This is a genomic window from Fulvivirga imtechensis AK7 (assembly GCF_000331535.1).
Taxonomy (GTDB): domain Bacteria; phylum Bacteroidota; class Bacteroidia; order Cytophagales; family Cyclobacteriaceae; genus Fulvivirga; species Fulvivirga imtechensis.
The window spans coordinates 12,367-28,961 of the sequence record NZ_AMZN01000049.1; the positions used below are offsets into that span (position 1 = coordinate 12,367).

Annotated in this window: 17 protein-coding genes; all 17 read right to left on the reverse strand. The window is 43.5% G+C overall.

Annotated features, from left to right (window positions below):
- Window positions 1-113: 113 nt before the first annotated feature.
- Window positions 114-812, reverse strand: a complete 699-nt coding sequence (locus C900_RS14430; RefSeq protein WP_009580727.1) for a sulfite exporter TauE/SafE family protein — start codon at window positions 810-812, stop codon at window positions 114-116.
- 6 nt (window positions 813-818) lie between these two features.
- Window positions 819-1,253, reverse strand: a complete 435-nt coding sequence (locus C900_RS14435) for a FixH family protein (protein WP_009580728.1) — start codon at window positions 1,251-1,253, stop codon at window positions 819-821.
- Window positions 1,254-1,288: 35 nt separating this feature from the next.
- Window positions 1,289-2,701, reverse strand: a complete 1,413-nt coding sequence (gene ccoG / locus C900_RS14440) for a cytochrome c oxidase accessory protein CcoG (RefSeq protein WP_009580729.1) — start codon at window positions 2,699-2,701, stop codon at window positions 1,289-1,291.
- A 42-nt stretch (window positions 2,702-2,743) separates the two neighbouring features.
- Window positions 2,744-3,655 carry a cbb3-type cytochrome c oxidase N-terminal domain-containing protein gene (locus tag C900_RS14445; RefSeq protein ID WP_009580730.1) on the reverse strand — a complete coding sequence of 304 codons (912 nt, stop codon included), beginning with the start codon at window positions 3,653-3,655 and terminating at the stop codon, window positions 2,744-2,746.
- Window positions 3,652-3,849, reverse strand: coding sequence for a hypothetical protein (locus tag C900_RS14450; RefSeq protein ID WP_040496834.1), 198 nt, complete (start codon window positions 3,847-3,849; stop codon window positions 3,652-3,654). Before C900_RS14450 ends, C900_RS14445 begins: the two co-directional genes overlap by 4 nt.
- A gap of 4 nt (window positions 3,850-3,853) precedes the next feature.
- The gene (ccoN, locus tag C900_RS14455; RefSeq protein WP_009580732.1) at window positions 3,854-6,004 is read right to left on the reverse strand and encodes a cytochrome-c oxidase, cbb3-type subunit I; all 2,151 of its coding nucleotides are present in this window, start codon (window positions 6,002-6,004) and stop codon (window positions 3,854-3,856) included.
- A gap of 359 nt (window positions 6,005-6,363) precedes the next feature.
- On the reverse strand, window positions 6,364-7,146 hold the full coding sequence (locus C900_RS14460; protein ID WP_009580733.1) for an ABC transporter permease: 783 nt from the start codon (window positions 7,144-7,146) through the stop codon (window positions 6,364-6,366).
- On the reverse strand, window positions 7,143-7,880 hold the full coding sequence (locus tag C900_RS14465; RefSeq protein WP_009580734.1) for an ABC transporter ATP-binding protein: 738 nt from the start codon (window positions 7,878-7,880) through the stop codon (window positions 7,143-7,145). The genes C900_RS14460 and C900_RS14465 overlap by 4 nt, the downstream gene beginning before the upstream one ends.
- Window positions 7,877-9,115 carry a nitrous oxide reductase family maturation protein NosD gene (locus C900_RS14470; protein WP_009580735.1) on the reverse strand — a complete coding sequence of 413 codons (1,239 nt, stop codon included), beginning with the start codon at window positions 9,113-9,115 and terminating at the stop codon, window positions 7,877-7,879. Before C900_RS14470 ends, C900_RS14465 begins: the two co-directional genes overlap by 4 nt.
- Window positions 9,116-9,127: 12 nt before the next feature.
- Window positions 9,128-9,595, reverse strand: a complete 468-nt coding sequence (locus C900_RS14475) for a nitrous oxide reductase accessory protein NosL (protein ID WP_040496835.1) — start codon at window positions 9,593-9,595, stop codon at window positions 9,128-9,130.
- Window positions 9,592-10,215 (reverse strand): hypothetical protein, encoded by a 624-nt coding sequence (locus tag C900_RS14480; RefSeq protein WP_009580737.1) that lies wholly within the window; start codon window positions 10,213-10,215, stop codon window positions 9,592-9,594. The genes C900_RS14475 and C900_RS14480 overlap by 4 nt, the downstream gene beginning before the upstream one ends.
- A 74-nt stretch (window positions 10,216-10,289) precedes the next feature.
- On the reverse strand, window positions 10,290-12,245 hold the full coding sequence (gene nosZ / locus C900_RS14485) for a Sec-dependent nitrous-oxide reductase (protein ID WP_040496853.1): 1,956 nt from the start codon (window positions 12,243-12,245) through the stop codon (window positions 10,290-10,292).
- A gap of 22 nt (window positions 12,246-12,267) precedes the next feature.
- The gene (locus C900_RS14490) at window positions 12,268-12,759 is read right to left on the reverse strand and encodes a c-type cytochrome (RefSeq protein WP_009580739.1); all 492 of its coding nucleotides are present in this window, start codon (window positions 12,757-12,759) and stop codon (window positions 12,268-12,270) included.
- Window positions 12,760-12,865: 106 nt separating this feature from the next.
- On the reverse strand, window positions 12,866-13,444 hold the full coding sequence (locus C900_RS14495; protein WP_040496836.1) for an SCO family protein: 579 nt from the start codon (window positions 13,442-13,444) through the stop codon (window positions 12,866-12,868).
- Window positions 13,441-14,223, reverse strand: a complete 783-nt coding sequence (locus tag C900_RS14500) for a formylglycine-generating enzyme family protein (RefSeq protein ID WP_009580741.1) — start codon at window positions 14,221-14,223, stop codon at window positions 13,441-13,443. The genes C900_RS14495 and C900_RS14500 overlap by 4 nt, the downstream gene beginning before the upstream one ends.
- Window positions 14,213-15,682, reverse strand: a complete 1,470-nt coding sequence (gene nirK / locus C900_RS14505; RefSeq protein WP_009580742.1) for a copper-containing nitrite reductase — start codon at window positions 15,680-15,682, stop codon at window positions 14,213-14,215. The genes C900_RS14500 and nirK overlap by 11 nt, the downstream gene beginning before the upstream one ends.
- A gap of 79 nt (window positions 15,683-15,761) precedes the next feature.
- Complete coding sequence (ric, locus tag C900_RS14510; RefSeq protein ID WP_009580743.1) at window positions 15,762-16,484, reverse strand: iron-sulfur cluster repair di-iron protein; 723 nt, start codon at window positions 16,482-16,484, stop codon at window positions 15,762-15,764.
- Window positions 16,485-16,595: the final 111 nt, after the last annotated feature.

Consider the following 16,595-nt stretch of genomic DNA (forward strand, 5'->3'; position numbering starts at 1 on the left):
AACGTGAGTTCGATATTTTAGATACGAATACAATTTAACCGGCTCTACTACATTGTACTCACGTTATTTAAGCTTTGTTATTTGTTCACTTAGAATTCGAAAGCGTCCTGATGTTAAGGATTACAAGTGGTCATACCCCAATCGAAACCTACGGCAGCCATGGCAGGGCTCAGGTATGGAATATCAAGCGCCATGCCTCTTACTATTAATAAAGCTCCCATCAAAATGGCTACGGAAGGAATTATATACTGATAGGCAAACGGTCGTTTAAATTTCAACAGGCCTGACAGACGGGCAAACGCCATCATCATGGGTGTTGTTCCCAGGCCAAACCCCAGCATGACCAATGCAGCACTATTGATACTGCCTGACGCAGTGGCAAGGGATAAAGCCATATAAACCAGGCCACATGGCAAGAGTCCGTTGAGAAATCCAATAAGAAAAATACTGAAGCTATTCTTGCCGGCCGCCAGACCTCTTAACAGGTTTCGGAGTGGAGTAATAATTTTTTGATGCCACGCAGACTGCAGTAGTTTATGCTGGTATCGCGGAAATAAAGCCAGGAGAATTACGAATACACCCATGGCTACTGACAATACCCGCTGCATACCAAATATAGCCAGTCCCTGCCCAAGTGATCCAAACAACAGCCCTAACATAACGTAGGTACTCAACCGGCCCCCATTGTAGATCAGTTGCCGGGCAAGAGTGCTTTTGCTATATACCGTCATAGCCAGTGGCCCGCACATGGTGGCGCAATGTAGGCTACCCAGCAGGCCTGTCAATACACCTGAGATAAACAATCCGTTCATATTGCTTTAGATCACCAATGTTTTTTCCTCGTAGTACTCCCTGCCGTTTTCCTGCCAACTGATCTTGATCTTCCACAGCCCCTTCTTGAAATTCTTAACATCAAAATATTGATGACCATCGCCATTGGGCTTTAGCGCGTATTTGCTGTCGAGCGAAGCATCGGAAGGCCTGAAAAAATGCACCTCCCCTTCCCTTTTATGATTTCCAGGCGCTGTTATCACCACCACCGATCTGGAGTCATCATAGGTTATGCGCAGTTGTTCAGCGCCCAGTTTCTTATAATTCTTAATACGCTCTATCTGATCCTGATAGGCAATTTCCTGTACGTAATAGTCTTTGGCTACCAGGCTAACGTCCTGCTTCATACTTATAGTCACCAAAGTAACTATGAGGCCTGCGAAAAGGACGAATACAATAACAATTTTTGTTCCCCAGTTCATATTATTTCGTTTATCTTAATGATTCTTGCAGTTCCCTAATTCAAGGAAACCGGTCCCAAGAAGTTTGTTTTTGTTTTTTCTATTAATTGTCCATTAGAGTAAATACCGATGGTCAACTTCATTTTTGCCGATCCAATTTTCTCATGCGGTATGCTGATAAAAAATACTCCCTCAGCAAGACCATTGGCCGGCACTACCACTTCTCCATTACCCACTTTGGAGATTACTGCATCCGGCTCGTCCTCTATTTTCAGTTCCAGGTTTACTTCCTCAAAAGTTTTGTTGACGAATTGTACATTGTAAAGATTAGTGATCTTACCATCTTCAGTTCTCTCATATAACTGCCCGGGAACTTTGAGCACCGTAGTCTCAATATCTGAACGGGTAGTCAGCGAAAAAATAAAAATGCTCATCAAAAAGAGGAGTACAAATGAATATGCAGCTACGCGTGGGGTAAACAACTTCTGCTTACCTTTCTCTATCGCCTCATGAGAAGCATACCTGATCAATCCTTTTGGTTTATTGATCTTTAGCATGACATCATCGCAAGCGTCAATGCAAGCTGTACAATTGACACATTCTAATTGTGTTCCATTTCTAATATCAATACCCGTAGGGCAAGCGTGGACACAGAGTTTACAGTCTATACAATCACCTTTCAACTCCTGTTCAGTCCCTTTTTTTAATTTGCCTCTGGGTTCTCCTCTCAGCCAGTCGTACATAACAGCTATTGATTTTTTATCAAGCAACACACCCTGCAACCGGCCATAGGGGCACACAGCCACACAAGCCTGCTCTCTAAACCATGCAAATACCCAGTAAAACACGCCTGTAAAAAACATCAGCCCAATGAATCCGGCCAGGTGCTCAGAGGGTGGCTGACTAACGATCTCTACCACCTGATCAATACCTATAAGGTAAGCCATTACCGTGTGTGAGATCAGCAGTGAAATACCAATAAAAATAAAGTGCTTAAATCCCTTTTTGCGGATCTTTTCAAAATCCCACGACTGCTTATCCAGCTTCCGTTGTTGATTGGCATCCCCTTCTATCCAATATTCTATTTTTCTGAATACCATCTCCATAAAAAGTGTCTGCGGACAAGCCCAACCACACCATACTCTGCCAAAGATTACGGTAAATAAGATGATAAAAACGAAAAAGATGATCAGCAGCAGTGCCAGCAGGAAAAAGTCCTGGGGCCAAAATGCCTGCCCCAGGATAACAAACTTGCGCTCAAATATATTGAGCAATAGAAACGGACGTCCGTCAATTGTGATAAAAGGTCCACCGAAAAGGATAGCCAATAACACTATAGTCACCGCTATCCGCAGTTTGTGATACTTCCCCGAGGGCTTCTTGGGATATACCCAAACGCGCTTACCTTTTTCATCTACGGTAGCAATGGTATTCTTAAACTCCTGATCAAACTCATACAGATTCTCCATAGCTCCTATTTTCTCTACTCAAAATCTTCTCTTCAATCTTTTTTATAAACTGGCTTCTTCTAATACAGGTTCATCTGCTTCGTCATTTTGTGGCTGGTACAATTCCCCCTGCGGCCCTTTGGCATTCGGAGGGTTAGTACCGCCAAGGCTCATAATATAGGAGGTAACATTCTGCATCTGATTCGGAGAAAGCAGCGGCTCCCAAGAAATCATACCTTTTTCCGGAATACCATGTTTAATAGTGGCAAATATACTTTTCACGTCTCCACCATGCAGCCAGTACTCATCTGCCAGATTAGGACCTATTCCACCTCCGCCATCTTCTTTATGACAAGCCGCACAGTTATTGATATATACCTGTTTGCCATCAGCCAGCCGATCAGGATCAGTCACCCGCTGTACATTGGTTTCATCAATATTGCTCGCTGGTGTTTTCTCCTTACGCGCCAGCGCCACCTGCTCTGCCTCTGCTATTTCCGTTTGATATTCCTCGAGCTGCAGTGGCATGGTATCGAATACATGGTAAGCCGCCAGGTAAACCACTGACCAGGCGATGGAAATATAGAATAACCACTTCCACCATGGTGGCAGGTGATTATCCAGTTCTCTGATGCCGTCATAGTTATGGTCAAGCATAACCTCCTCTTCCCGTTCTACCGGCACTGCGTCATTGGCTTTGGTCAGGAATTTCGACCACCAGTTCTTTTTCTTCTCCTCAGCATGTACTATGCCCGCAGCTTCTTCCTGCTGCTTTACCATTGTGCGTAACAACTGAAGAACAATAACTGCCACAGCAAGTACCACCAAGGCCGTGACAAGCACAAAGCCCATAACAATATAGAAGGTTACAGGTCCTGATAGCAATGAATCTTCGGACTGTGCCATAGTGTCTGTACCTGCCAGCAACAATGCCATCAGGCCAAGGCCTTTTATATATTTACTAACTCTTATCATGATTTCTCATTTTTTAAAGTAGATAATCCCTTTCCCTCGTCTTCCACCGGCAACTGCTTCATTTTATTAATATACCCCTGGTCTGCCTTTATCACCCAAAGGACCAGGCATATAAAGAATACGAAGAAAATGGTCAGGGAAATAATCGGCCATATCTCCACAGAGTGTATTTGTTCGAAATAATGCTTAAACATGGTATTACTTTTTAGATGCTTCTAATTCAGAATCTTGTGATTCAGTCTTAACGTTGATATCTGTTCCCAATCTTTGCAGATATGCGATCAGGGCTACTATTTCCGTTTCAGGATATACCTCTATTCCATCCTGCTCTTTCAGGTTTCTAACAATCAACGCAGCCTGTTCATCCAATACGTCATTGGCAATCTCTTCATAGCCCTCTGCATATGGTACCCCCAGTTTCCGCATAGCGCGAATTTTGCCTGCTGTCTCAGTTTTGTCAATTACGCTTTCAAAAAGCCATGGGTAAGGAGGCATAATAGAACCTGCGGAAACAGAAGCAGGATCTAACATGTGATAATAGTGCCAACTGTCGGGATACTTACCTCCGATTCTGTGCAGATCGGGACCTGTACGCTTAGAACCCCATAAAAACGGGTGGTCGTATACGAATTCTCCGGCTTTGGAATACTCACCGTAGCGTTCGGTTTCAGATCTGAAAGGCCTGATCATCTGAGAGTGACAGCTTACACAGCCCTCACGCACATAAAGGTCACGACCGTGTAGTTCCAGCGGTGTATATGGCTTCACACTGCTGATGGTCGGCACATTGCTCTTGATCAGGAATGTAGGAACCATTTCTATAACACCACCGATAACAATTGCAACTGTGGTAAGCACGGTAAACAATACTGGTTTTCTTTCCAATACACTATGCCAGTGGCCATCTGCATGCTTTTTCTGTTTTTCCAAAGGAGCAGCCTCTGCCGCTTCATTGGCTACAAAACTTCCACTCTTAGCGGTTTTGATAAGGTTGTAAGTCATTATAAAAGCACCTGTAAGGTAGAGCGCTCCACCAATAGCCCTCAGCATATACATAGGCAGTATTTGCACTACCGTTTCAAGGAAGTTTTTGTACTCAAGAAAACCTTCAGCATTAAATTCTTTCCACATCAAACTTTGGGTGATGCCCGCTACGTATAAAGGCAATGCATAGAAGATAATGCCCAGTGTGCCTATCCAGAAATGCATATTGGCGAGCTTCACTGAATATAATTTGGTATTCCACATTCGTGGGACCATCCAATAGAGCATACCAAAAGTGAGGAATCCATTCCAGCCCAAACCTCCCACATGCACGTGAGCTACAATCCAATCGGTAAAGTGTGCAATGGCATTCACGTTCTTCAGCGAAAGCATGGGGCCTTCAAATGTAGCCATGCCGTATGCGGTAACTGCCACCACCATAAATTTCAAAACAGGATCTTCGCGCACCTTATCCCAGGCACCTCTAAGGGTAAGCAATCCGTTAAGCATACCGCCCCAGCTTGGCGCTATAAGCATTACTGAGAACACCACGCCAAGCGACTGTGCCCAGTCAGGCAAAGCCGTGTACAGCAAATGGTGAGGGCCGGCCCAGATGTAAATAAATATCAGCGACCAGAAGTGTATGATTGATAACTTGTATGAATAAACCGGTCTGTTGGCCGCCTTAGGCAGGTAGTAGTACATCAACCCAAGAAACGGGGTCGTTAAAAAGAATGCCACAGCGTTGTGGCCATACCACCACTGAACAAGAGCATCCTGCACACCCGCATACCAACTGTAGCTTTTCATGAAGGTCACGGGCATTTCAAAAGAGTTGACCACATGGAGTACCGCTACTGTTACAAAAGTAGCTATGTAAAACCAAATGGCAACATACATGTGCTTCTCCCGTCTTTTCAGGATTGTACCGATCATGTTGATACCAAATACTACCCAAATGATCGTAATGGCAATATCGATTGGCCACTCCAGCTCGGCATACTCCTTGGAAGTAGTGTAGCCCAGTGGTAGCGAAATAGCTGCTGCCACAATGATCAATTGCCATCCCCAAAAGTTGATCCAGCTTAATGTATCAGAATACATCCTGGTTTTCAACAGTCTTTGCATCGAGTAATAGACCCCCGCGAAGATAGCGTTACCGACAAATGCAAAAATCACTGCATTGGTGTGAAGTGGGCGAATACGACCGAAAGTAGTATACGCAGTATCAAAGTTAAAAATTGGATAAAAAAGCTGAATGGCTGCTGTTAGTCCTACTAACATCCCAACCACTCCGAAAACTACTGTAGCTATGATAAAATACTTAACGACTTTATTGTCATAGCTAAATTTTTCAAGTTCCATAAGTTAGCGTGCTATTTAGTTAATTATCAACAGCGAAGGTACTTACACCCTGGCAGGTGAAACATGATGATGATTAGCGATAAACCTGATTTATATCAGGAAAAAAAATCGGAAAAGAAAGGTTACCTCAGTGCTGCCGGCAAGCTTTAACAGTAAGCAATAAACCTGTATTTTATACCAACCGGTACCAACTGGTGGAAGTGGCACCAACTGGCGCGGAAGTTACTTCCGTGCCTCCGTTGAGAAAAGCACGGAAGTAACTTCCGCACTAGAACGAGCTAAAACGAGCGAGAGCGAGAGCAATCGATTTTTGGAAAAAAGCACGGAAGTAAGCCCCTCTCACATCTCTCATATCTATCTCAAAAATCCTTCCTTCGTGCCACCCTTACCATAGAAATAGTCGGTACCACAATCCACAACAGCGCGCAGGCCAAAGAGATAATAAAACCGAGGGAGGTACCAAAAAATTTATTGAACACCGCTCCTGTATAACCCAGCAGCGCTGAGATATCAAGTTGTAGCATGATCAATATGCGAGAAAGGTCTATTGGGTTTAAAACCGTCATTGCCAGGGAAAATTTGTCTAGGGGATAATCTTCGAAAATGAAGAGTGAAAGTAAAAATAACCCATCATACAGCACGGCCATAAACAGCCATACTACTATGGCAAAACCGAAGCCTTTGATCTTGTTTTCATTTTTAACGGCTATCAAAAATGCCAACGCAACAAAGGTGAAGGTGAGTAAACCTCCCGTGAGCAGCAATACCAGGAAATTGGATAACTCTGGCGAAGCCAAAATGCCATAAAAGATAAATGGCAACCCCATACCTGCCACAAAACTGAGCAGCAGAGATACTGTAAGCCCCAGGTACTGCCCAAGAAAAATAGATCTCCTTTTAATAGGCTGTGCCAATAATAGTTCTACAAATTCGCGGGAATTGTAGTAGTACATCACCCCAAACATAGTACCTATCAGCGGACAAAGTATGATGATTATGTTCATCAGGCTGATAATGGCCCTGCTCACATCATTGCTTAAATACAACAGAGCTGCGGCCGTAATGGCAAAAAACAAGAAGTAGATCAGGCTCCACCTGCTTCTCATCAAGTCGAAAAAACTGTATTTAAATATCTTGATCATGCTTTTACGGTTATAACTTCTTTAGACTCATGATTATTTCTCAATAAAATTCGTGCAATTGATCGTTCCAGCTTGGCCTCCCCTGTCATTTCCTGCATATCCTGTAGCGTACCCCTGAAAAATATTTTACCTTCCAGAAGGAAAACGATCTCATCAGCCAATTCCTCGACCAACTCCATAATGTGCGTGGTCAGCAAAATGGTTTTTCCATTCTTTTTTTCTTCATGGATCAGCTCTTTCAGTGTGATCATGGCGACAGGATCCAAACCGGCAGTAGGCTCATCCAGAATGATATACTTCGAATCAAACATAAAACAGAGCACAATATTTACTTTCTGGCGTGTTCCTCCTGATAAATTGCGCAGCCTGCTACTCATAAACGGCTGGAGCCCAAACCGCTCCACCAGCGGTTGTTCATCTCCTCGCTTACCGCGAATGTCTTTCACCATTTTGATTACCTCCTTTACGGTGAGATTTTCCGGAAAATGAGCGATCTGAGGTAAATAACCAATACTGTTCCGGTAGCTCCAGTTGCCTTTAATATTCTTCCCGTCCAACTCAATACTGCCACCATCAGGAATGACCATACCAAGAATGGTTTTAATAATAGTCGTTTTGCCCGAACCGTTAGGACCAAGTATGGCAAAAATACCGGAGCCCCTTACTTCCAGGTCAACCCCCTTCAGTACGTGGTTTTTATTAAAAGACTTTTCAAGTTTATTTATCGTAATCATAAAACGGGTTTCATTAAAGGTTTTTCATCCACCAGTGTTGCCGGAGTAAATACGGGGGTCACCTTCTCAGCAAAATTCAATATATCAATGAACAGGCTGCGTAATAAAATAATAGATGATTCTGTACGTGTCACAACATATGAAAAAAGCTTCACCGGATGGTGAGGAACATCGCCTATGCCATCCTTGTCAAGGTCGTAGCCGGTATATTCATTCCAGTAGTTCCCGGTATAGTCGTTATAGTTCCTAATGCTGTTAGTAGTGACATCAAAGGTATTATTTAAAAAATTATTGGCTGTAATGGTATTATCCATGCAACTGCCAAGCAGACGCAGAGCCCATCCATTTTGATTAAATGTATTATTATGGATCTTCATTCTGGTAGCGCTTTCGCCATAAATGGCTGTAGTATTTTTTTCAAACCTGTTGTTGCTGATCTCCCCATCATAGATCTCTTTGAGCAGCAAACCGTAAGCGGTAGTGCCCCAGTTGTGATCAAAGAGGTTATCATCCATAGTGATGAACCTGGAGAACATCACTGCCACGCCAGCGCCATTATTGCGAAAAGTATTTCCGATATAATCATCATGGTTGGAGAACATAAAATGCAGACCATAGCGTATGTTTCCTTCGCTAATGTTGTTTTCGACCAGGCTGTTGTCTACAAATTCGAGATATATCCCGTCACGGTGTTTTTTTACCGTATTGTTCTTCACTTCAATGTTTTTACAATACCAGAGATGAATGGCATTTCCTGACGACATCTCCTCTACCGCCTGTCCTTCCATAATATTTCCCTCCACAATACAATCAGATGATTTCTGTAGATAAACACCAAAAAAGGTATTGATCAGCCTGTTATTCCTGATCACCACACCCTTACTTCTGATCACATTTATTCCTGCCCTGTCTACAGTATAGCTCGTGCCTACATTTTGGATCCGGAAGCCGGCAATCACCACATTGTCTGCCGAGATGGTAAATATTTCCGAATCATTTTCCCCATCAACAACAGGAAAGCCCTCTCCTATCAGCACCAAAGGCTTATTGAGAATGATATTTCCTTCTTTATAAATGCCCTTTTTTACGAGAACTGTATCACCGGGAGCCGCTTTTTCTATAGCTGCAGTGATAGATGTGTGGCCACATAAATTACATACGGAAAGTATTGCTGCCCTTCCTGGTGAAGTAAATAAAACAAGGCTTATTACGATTAAAAAGATGATTCGTTTCACAGTTGCTACTGTCTAGTGTAATGCCTGTGGCTTTATGACCGGCAATTGATTAAAATTTTTTTTCAGCTCTTCCCATGAGTATATCTGTCCACCCTGATCTTGCCTGAGCTCTTCTGCTGTGCCCTTATCCGAGACAGCCGTGATGTACATGCCCATCGGACTGGGCAGATTTTCACTCCTGAGATAGGAACATCCGGCAGCGTCCGTTAATGTTTTATTGTTGTAAGTGGAGACCAGAATATGTGCAAAGGTGGCTTTCTGATGCTCATTTTGATAGTTAATGAGGCATTCAATGGCATCGAATTTATATACTTTGCCTTTATCTGTCACCAGCTCTGCTGCATAACGCTGATCAACAATAGTCATTTTACAATAACTGCAACCATCATGACCATAGTTTATGGGTTCTGGTGTTGGCTGGCATGACACCAGCGCCACCAACAGCAGACCGTAGCTAAAATATTTTAATAGATGTCTCATCCCTGTGTTGCGAAACTGTGTTTATGAACTGCTTTTTCCTCTTTCTTGCTTTCTTTCTTTTTTCCTATAAAGAAGGCCGTTGCAGCCATTAGCATTGAAAGGCCGAGAAAAAGCCCTCCCCAATAAGGGTAGGATATGGCGTTGAAATTTAAAAGCATTTTTGATCCTATTACGGGTGGCTGATATGCCATTCCCGGTACTTTTATAGGTGCATTCGGGTCCAGATTATGTCCGTAGTCATACTCCCATAGATAGAAGTCGTACAACCCCAAAGCGCCCAATGCTGCCATGACTAACACCCAGGTCAGCATCAACTTCCTTTTACCTGTAAGTGAGGTAACTACTCCAAAAATGACCATCGCCACGATCACATACGGAAAATATTTCAACTCTGGAATAGAATCAGGCTCTATGTACTGCATTCCAACATAATGGTTCAGAATATTGATATTTTGCAGCGTATATGGCGTATCACCGGTGATCTTATTGATCCAGATGTACATAGTGATACCTCCCGGATATTGTGGCGCTTCCAGAGTTATCCGCCACAATGGTGTAACAAACAACAAGAGCAGAAGCAACGACCCCACCAACATCAATACTTTTGATAACTTTTGCATAATATTTTTTTAGAAAAAGAGGGCCACCAATTTTCAGGTGGCCCCCACCTGTGAAATATGACTAAATTCTCGATTTAATCCTCGCCTAATGACCACTTGATGGGCACATTGGCCCCGGCCTCAGATACTCTTATGTATCCCTGCATCTCCTGGTGAAGTGCAGAGCAGAAATCGGTACAGTAGAAAGGATATATACCAGGCCTTTGAGGCTCCCAAAGAAGTGTCTCTGTCTGCCCTGGCATCACCAGCAACTCAGCGTTGCGTGCACCCATTACACTCAATCCGTGAGGTGTATCCCAATCCTGCTCCAGGTTAGTCAGGTGGAAATAAACCTTATCACCAACCTTAATACCTTCGATATTGTCAGGGTTGAAGTGACTTCGAATAGAAGTCATATAAATCCTTACCACGTTACCTTCTCTTACCACTTTCGCCTCACTTTCCTTTTTAATAGCATGAGGGTGTTTGTTGTGCTCGATGGGATATATCTTTTTAGAATTCTTCATTACCACATCAGCCGCAATAGCCTGTGCATAGTGAGGTTCGCCAATAGTCGGGAAGTCAAGCAACAACTCCATTTTCTCTCCTGAAATATCATACAACTGTGCAGAATGGTTCATTTCAGGGCCAGTAGGAAGATACCTGTCTTTAGTGATCTTATTGAGCGCTACGAGGTATTTACCCCACGGTTTCCTGGAGTCCCCACCGGGGATCATCAAGTGACCAACAGAGTAGTAGCATGGCGCTCTGTCTATTACCTCCCAGGTACCCAGCTTCCATTTTACCACCTCCGAAGAAATAAAGAATGTAGTGTAAGCGTTACCTTTTCCATCAAATTCAGTATGTAAAGGGCCCAAGCCACCACTTTGTACTGTACCTATCACTACATCTTCAAATTTCAGCACGGGAATACCGTCTATCTCAGTATCAAATGCCTCATTTTCTATGGCTTTGATCATTTTGTCGAATGAATGTACTGTCAGGTCTGCAGAAAGTTTACCGTTACCAACTATATATTCACCTGTTGGGTCCACGTCTACACCATGTGGTGACTTCGGTGTGGGCAGGTAGTAGATCATACCGGGACACTCTGATGGGATCAGCACCTTTACGCTCTTCTTCTTGGTGGAAGTAGCCATGTGCGTTTCTTCATCATAATAGTTATGCATGTAATCAGCAGGCATTTCTTTTGCTTTGCCCTGGGCCAGATATTCTTCGGCTTTTTTCCAGTTCACCGCAGCAATAAAGTCTTTATCATTTTGCGATGCATTCACCTCTTTCAGTGTATAACTCTCTTCGCTATTATAAGTGGTAAAGAAAGTCCATCCGTGTGACTTGCCCTTACCTGAGTGAGCAAGGTCGTAGTCAAACCCCGGAACCAGGATCTGAAAGGCCACATCCATTTTTCCAGGCTCATCAGCTCTGATATAGGAAATCGAACCTTTGAAGTTCTCTTTATACGAGCTAATAGCCACATCCTTCTGAGGAAAAGGCACACTGAACCGGGTACCTGCCACCACATACTCGGAATTTTCCGTAATGAAAGGTGAGCTGTGGTTACCACCACTGTTAGGGATCTCTACGATTTCAGTAGTTTCAAAAGTGGTGAGGTCTATTCTGGCTATACGTGGCGTATTATTACCGTTGATAAAGATCCAGCGACCATCGGGTACACCATCAGTTTGCGAAAGCTCAGGGTGGTGAGCATCATCCCAGGGCACAAACCCGTATGATGTATTCAGCATAGGAATTGTCTCCTCGTTATAGCCATATCCTTTTTCGGCATCTTGTGAGAATACAGGTATAACTTTCAGTAACCTACCCGAAGGCAGACCATATACACTTAGCTGTCCGCTAAAGCCACCGGACATGAAAGCATAAAACTCATCATATTCTCCAGGGGCCACATATACTTTTTCGGCAGCCTTGGCATTGCTCATGGCTCCTTTCTTATCAGAGCCGCCATTATTACCACACCCCCATAGGGTGATCAATATTGCAGCTCCAATTAAATTCAAATACGTTTTCATAGTGTTATTATAAAGGTTAAGATTAAAGAGTTCGGAAATATTCAAGGACTTTTCTGGCCTGATCCTCGGTCAGGTTTTGGTTAGCCATCGGGGCACCGTTAGCTTCCATAAGCAACTGCTTGGCGATAGGATCTTTTTGGATCATTTCTTCCGGATTGAGGATCATATTCATTATCCACTCAGGAGTTCTCCTATCAAGGATCCCCTTTGGTGCGGGACCTATGAATTTTTTATCTATTTTATGGCAGGCGGTACAAAGCTCTTCATATATAACTTTTCCTTCTTCCGCCATTTTAGGGTCTATTTCCCCTAGAGCTAAAGATTTTACAGGGCCTATGCCTTTATTATTTTTCCAGTCCTTCATCGGATCCCCAGGCTTGGCAGCAGCGGAAGATTCAGAAGCATGTTTTGGGGGTGGCAGGGTTTTCTTTTCTTTTTCTTCACCTCCGCCACAGGCCACTATCAGAAGTGGTAGGGTTAATAAAGCGATCAAATATTTAAGACGTACATACATAACTTTAATAGTTTAATTTGAGTGTAAAATTCATTGTTTGATGATTCATATCCATTGCGGAATATCATGCTGAAGCATGATATTTATCAGGTTTTCTCAACAGCAATTATTTGGCTAGTTCAATTATAGCTTCTATTATCTCTTTATTGTCAACGCCCAGCCCTTCCTGCTGATGAACCAATTCACCTTGTTGATTAAAGACGCTTATGATGTTGGAGTGACTGAAATCCATAGGGGATATTTTCTTATACTTTACAGCTAAAACATTGGCAAACTCCCGGGTGTTTTCCTCAGTGCCTCGTAAAAACAACCATTGGTCGCCATTCATCAGGTTCTCCTTAGAAAAAGATTTAAGACGCGCCGGGGTATCCGTTTCAGGGTCGATGCTTACCAGAATGTACCTGATGTCTGCGGATACTTTACCTTTGACCTTAGACTCAATGTTTCTCATATCCGCAACAAGCCTTGGACATGCTGCCTGACAGGAGGTGTAGATCATCACCATCACCAGTACATTGCCTTGCATATCCTTTAGTTGTATCGTTTCGTTGTTTTGTGTGGTCCATACAGATGGTAGATGGAATATTGAGAGTTCCGGAAGCGCTGTGTCGTGCATATCCGGTTCTTCTTCGAGCTGTGGCTGTGCACAACCCAAAAGGAGGAGCATTATTATTAAGTATCTCATTGCGTTTTTGTATTTACAGTTTCAGCACACCTAAAACCCAGGTTTTTCCCGGTATAGCTGGCCTTAAGGCTGCCCCTGAAAGCATACCGCATGAAGGCTGCATAGTTCATCAGGTCGGTGGCCCCTACCGCTCCGCCCGCACAAAAAAGGTTACGGTCCAGGTCTGCATCTCCTCTGGATTCACCGGAGATCATCACGGAATTAAAATCCATTGTCCATTCCCAGACCAGGCCGTGCATATCATAAAGGCCCCAGTAGTTTTTAAATGTCTTTCCTATTTCATTGGTATATGTTTTTGGGGTTTCATACCAGCTAAGAATATACTGGTTATAGGTGCTGTCTTTGCGAGCGTCTTTTTGTTTCTGATCTGCCATGGCAGCATATTCCCATTCATCTACGGCTGGTAGTCTCTGGCCTTTACTTTCACAATATGCTTTGGCGGCATACCACGACACATTGGTGACCGGGCTATTGGGAAGGGAATTGGCATAGGTGAGGTCACTATCCCATCCTGAAAGGTAGCTTTTGTCGGCAAAAAGTCGCTTTACGTTGGATTTTTGCCATTCGGAATGCTCTTTTACAAATTGCAGGAAATCGTCATTGGTAACAGGGTAAACGTCCATCTTGAAATCTTCCAAAGCCACCAGCACGTCCTCAGATCCATATATTGGCACAAAACTTCCTCCCTCTATCAGAACAGACGTAGGTTGGCCCTGGCTGCTCACACCCAAAAAAGATGTGAGCAACACGACCATTGTAAATGTACTTTTATAGCGCATCTTGTTTTTGTCTGACTGTCTTGACCATGGCTGGTGTAACTACTTTTTTGTTATTACCCCAACTGTTATACACATAAGTCAATACATTAGCCACTTCTTCATCGGAAAGCACCTGCCTGGTCATTACGCTATTATACTCCTTGCCATTGACCACGATTTTGCCTGATTTACCATTTAGCACGATATCGATGGTCCGGTTCACATCAGCGTTCAGGTAATCCGAATTGGCCAATGGAGGAAATGCCTCGGCAATACCTTCGCCATTCGCCTGGTGGCAGGCCAGGCAGGTTCTGGCATATACCTGCTTACCGAATTCAATCTGCTCTTTTACTGAAGAAGCGACTATTTCGCCTCCTGTACCAGGTTCGGCAGGCATTTCCTGAGCGCCACCTCCTTCATGCTCATAGATACCGGTTTGCTGAGTCCCTGAATAGATCCTTTTGTTTTCTTCTCCCTGAACATTGAGCATACCCAGCGCTCCTTTGTTGAAAGCTCTGAAAATGGAGTGATCTACAAGAATTAATGTGCCGGGAACATCCACTTTAAACTCTACAATGGCGGCTCCACCAGCCGGTATCAGCGTGGTTTGCACATTTTCATTGATCAGATTACCACCTTCTACATAAACTTTATCAAAGATCTCCCCGATCACATGGAATGATGAAACCAGGTTGGGTCCTCCATTTCCTACATACAGTCTCACCGTTTCGCCAACATTAGCTGTAATGGCTTTATCACCGGTAAGAGCGCCCACACTACCATTAAATACCACATAATCCGCATCTTCGTCAATGGCTTTATTCATATCAAAGGGTTGCAGGCCTCGTTTGCCATATTCACCTTTAGTATAGAAGTCGCCCTGCATGATGTAGTATTCTTTATCAACCGGGGGCAACCCTCCTGCCGGCTCCACTAGTATGAGGCCGTACATTCCGTTGGCGATATGCATACCTACCGGCGCAGTAGCACAGTGATATACATACAGGCCTTCATTCAATACCTTAAATGAAAACTGTATTTCATGTCCCGGAGCTACAAATGAGGATGTAGCCCCACCACCCGGGCCGGTAACCGCATGCAAATCGATATTGTGGGGAAGCTTGTTGTCCGGGTGATTCTTCAGGTGAAATTCCACCTCATCACCCACGCGTGTTCTGATAAAACTACCGGGCACACTACCTCCGAAAGTCCAATAGATATACTTGACGCCATCGGTCATCTCCATTTCCTTCTCTACCACCTCCATATTAACGATAAGCTTTTTTGCAGGCCTTTTTACCACTGATGGCGAAACCATGGGTGGAGCGGTAAGGTCAGCAACCAACTCTCCCACCACTTCTATTTCTGCGGGATCAGTAGGCTCCGGTTTGTTGTCTGCCACAGATTGACTGCAGCCTGCTAATAATACTCCCAAGAGCAAGATCAGCACCGGTACGGGAATCTTATGTTTTGTTTTCATTTTTATAAAATTAAGGTTGAGTAAAATACGCTGGGAGAAATTTAGTAATACATGACTTTAATCATTATCAAACATGATGTTAGACACCTTCTTGCTTTTCCATTTCTATCACCTTGGGGAAAAGGATGTTGTTTTCAAGATGTATATGACGGTGCAGGTCATTTTCAAAATCGCGCAACTTCTGGTAAAGCACTCTGTAGGTAGTGCAGGCGCTTGCCGGTGGTGTGTACCCGGAGCTTAGCTCTGAGATAGACCTCATGATCTCTCCGGCATTGTCATGCTCTTCCATCATCATCTTCACAGGATTTTCCAATGAACCGAACGATGCCGGAACAAGGTCAACTCCGCCTCTTGCTGCTGCAACAAGCTTTTTAATATAAGGGAAAAGCACTACCTCTTCTTTCTGCAGGTGAGGAAGCAGTTCACTGGCCAATTCATGGATCTGCCTGTTAACCTCGATCGTCTCTGGATGTGCACCACCATGTACACGAGATACTTTGTATGAATACTGTACCAGTAGTGGAAGGTGCTCTTTCACATAAGCATGATGTATTTCAATGATATAATCTGCAAGACGATCAGGCGACCAACTGTCAAAATCCTGATCGTGATCCTTATTGACAATCACACGATTTAGCTCGTCAATGATATTGTTACAGTCGAGTTTCTTTTTCCGGCAGGCCTCTTCTATACTCACACCTCCACCACAACAAAAATCTATTCCATATTTTTTGAATACATCAGCATACCGGTAATCCTCCGCCACAAGTCTTCCTACTTTTTTATCTTTTAAATGTTCCATGATCTGAATTTGATTTTTAAATTTTATCAAAGTTCAGAAGGGATCAGCCCTGCTCTTATGACTCAAAGCATAAAAAAGCAACTATTCTATGCCCATCTTTATAATCTGTTT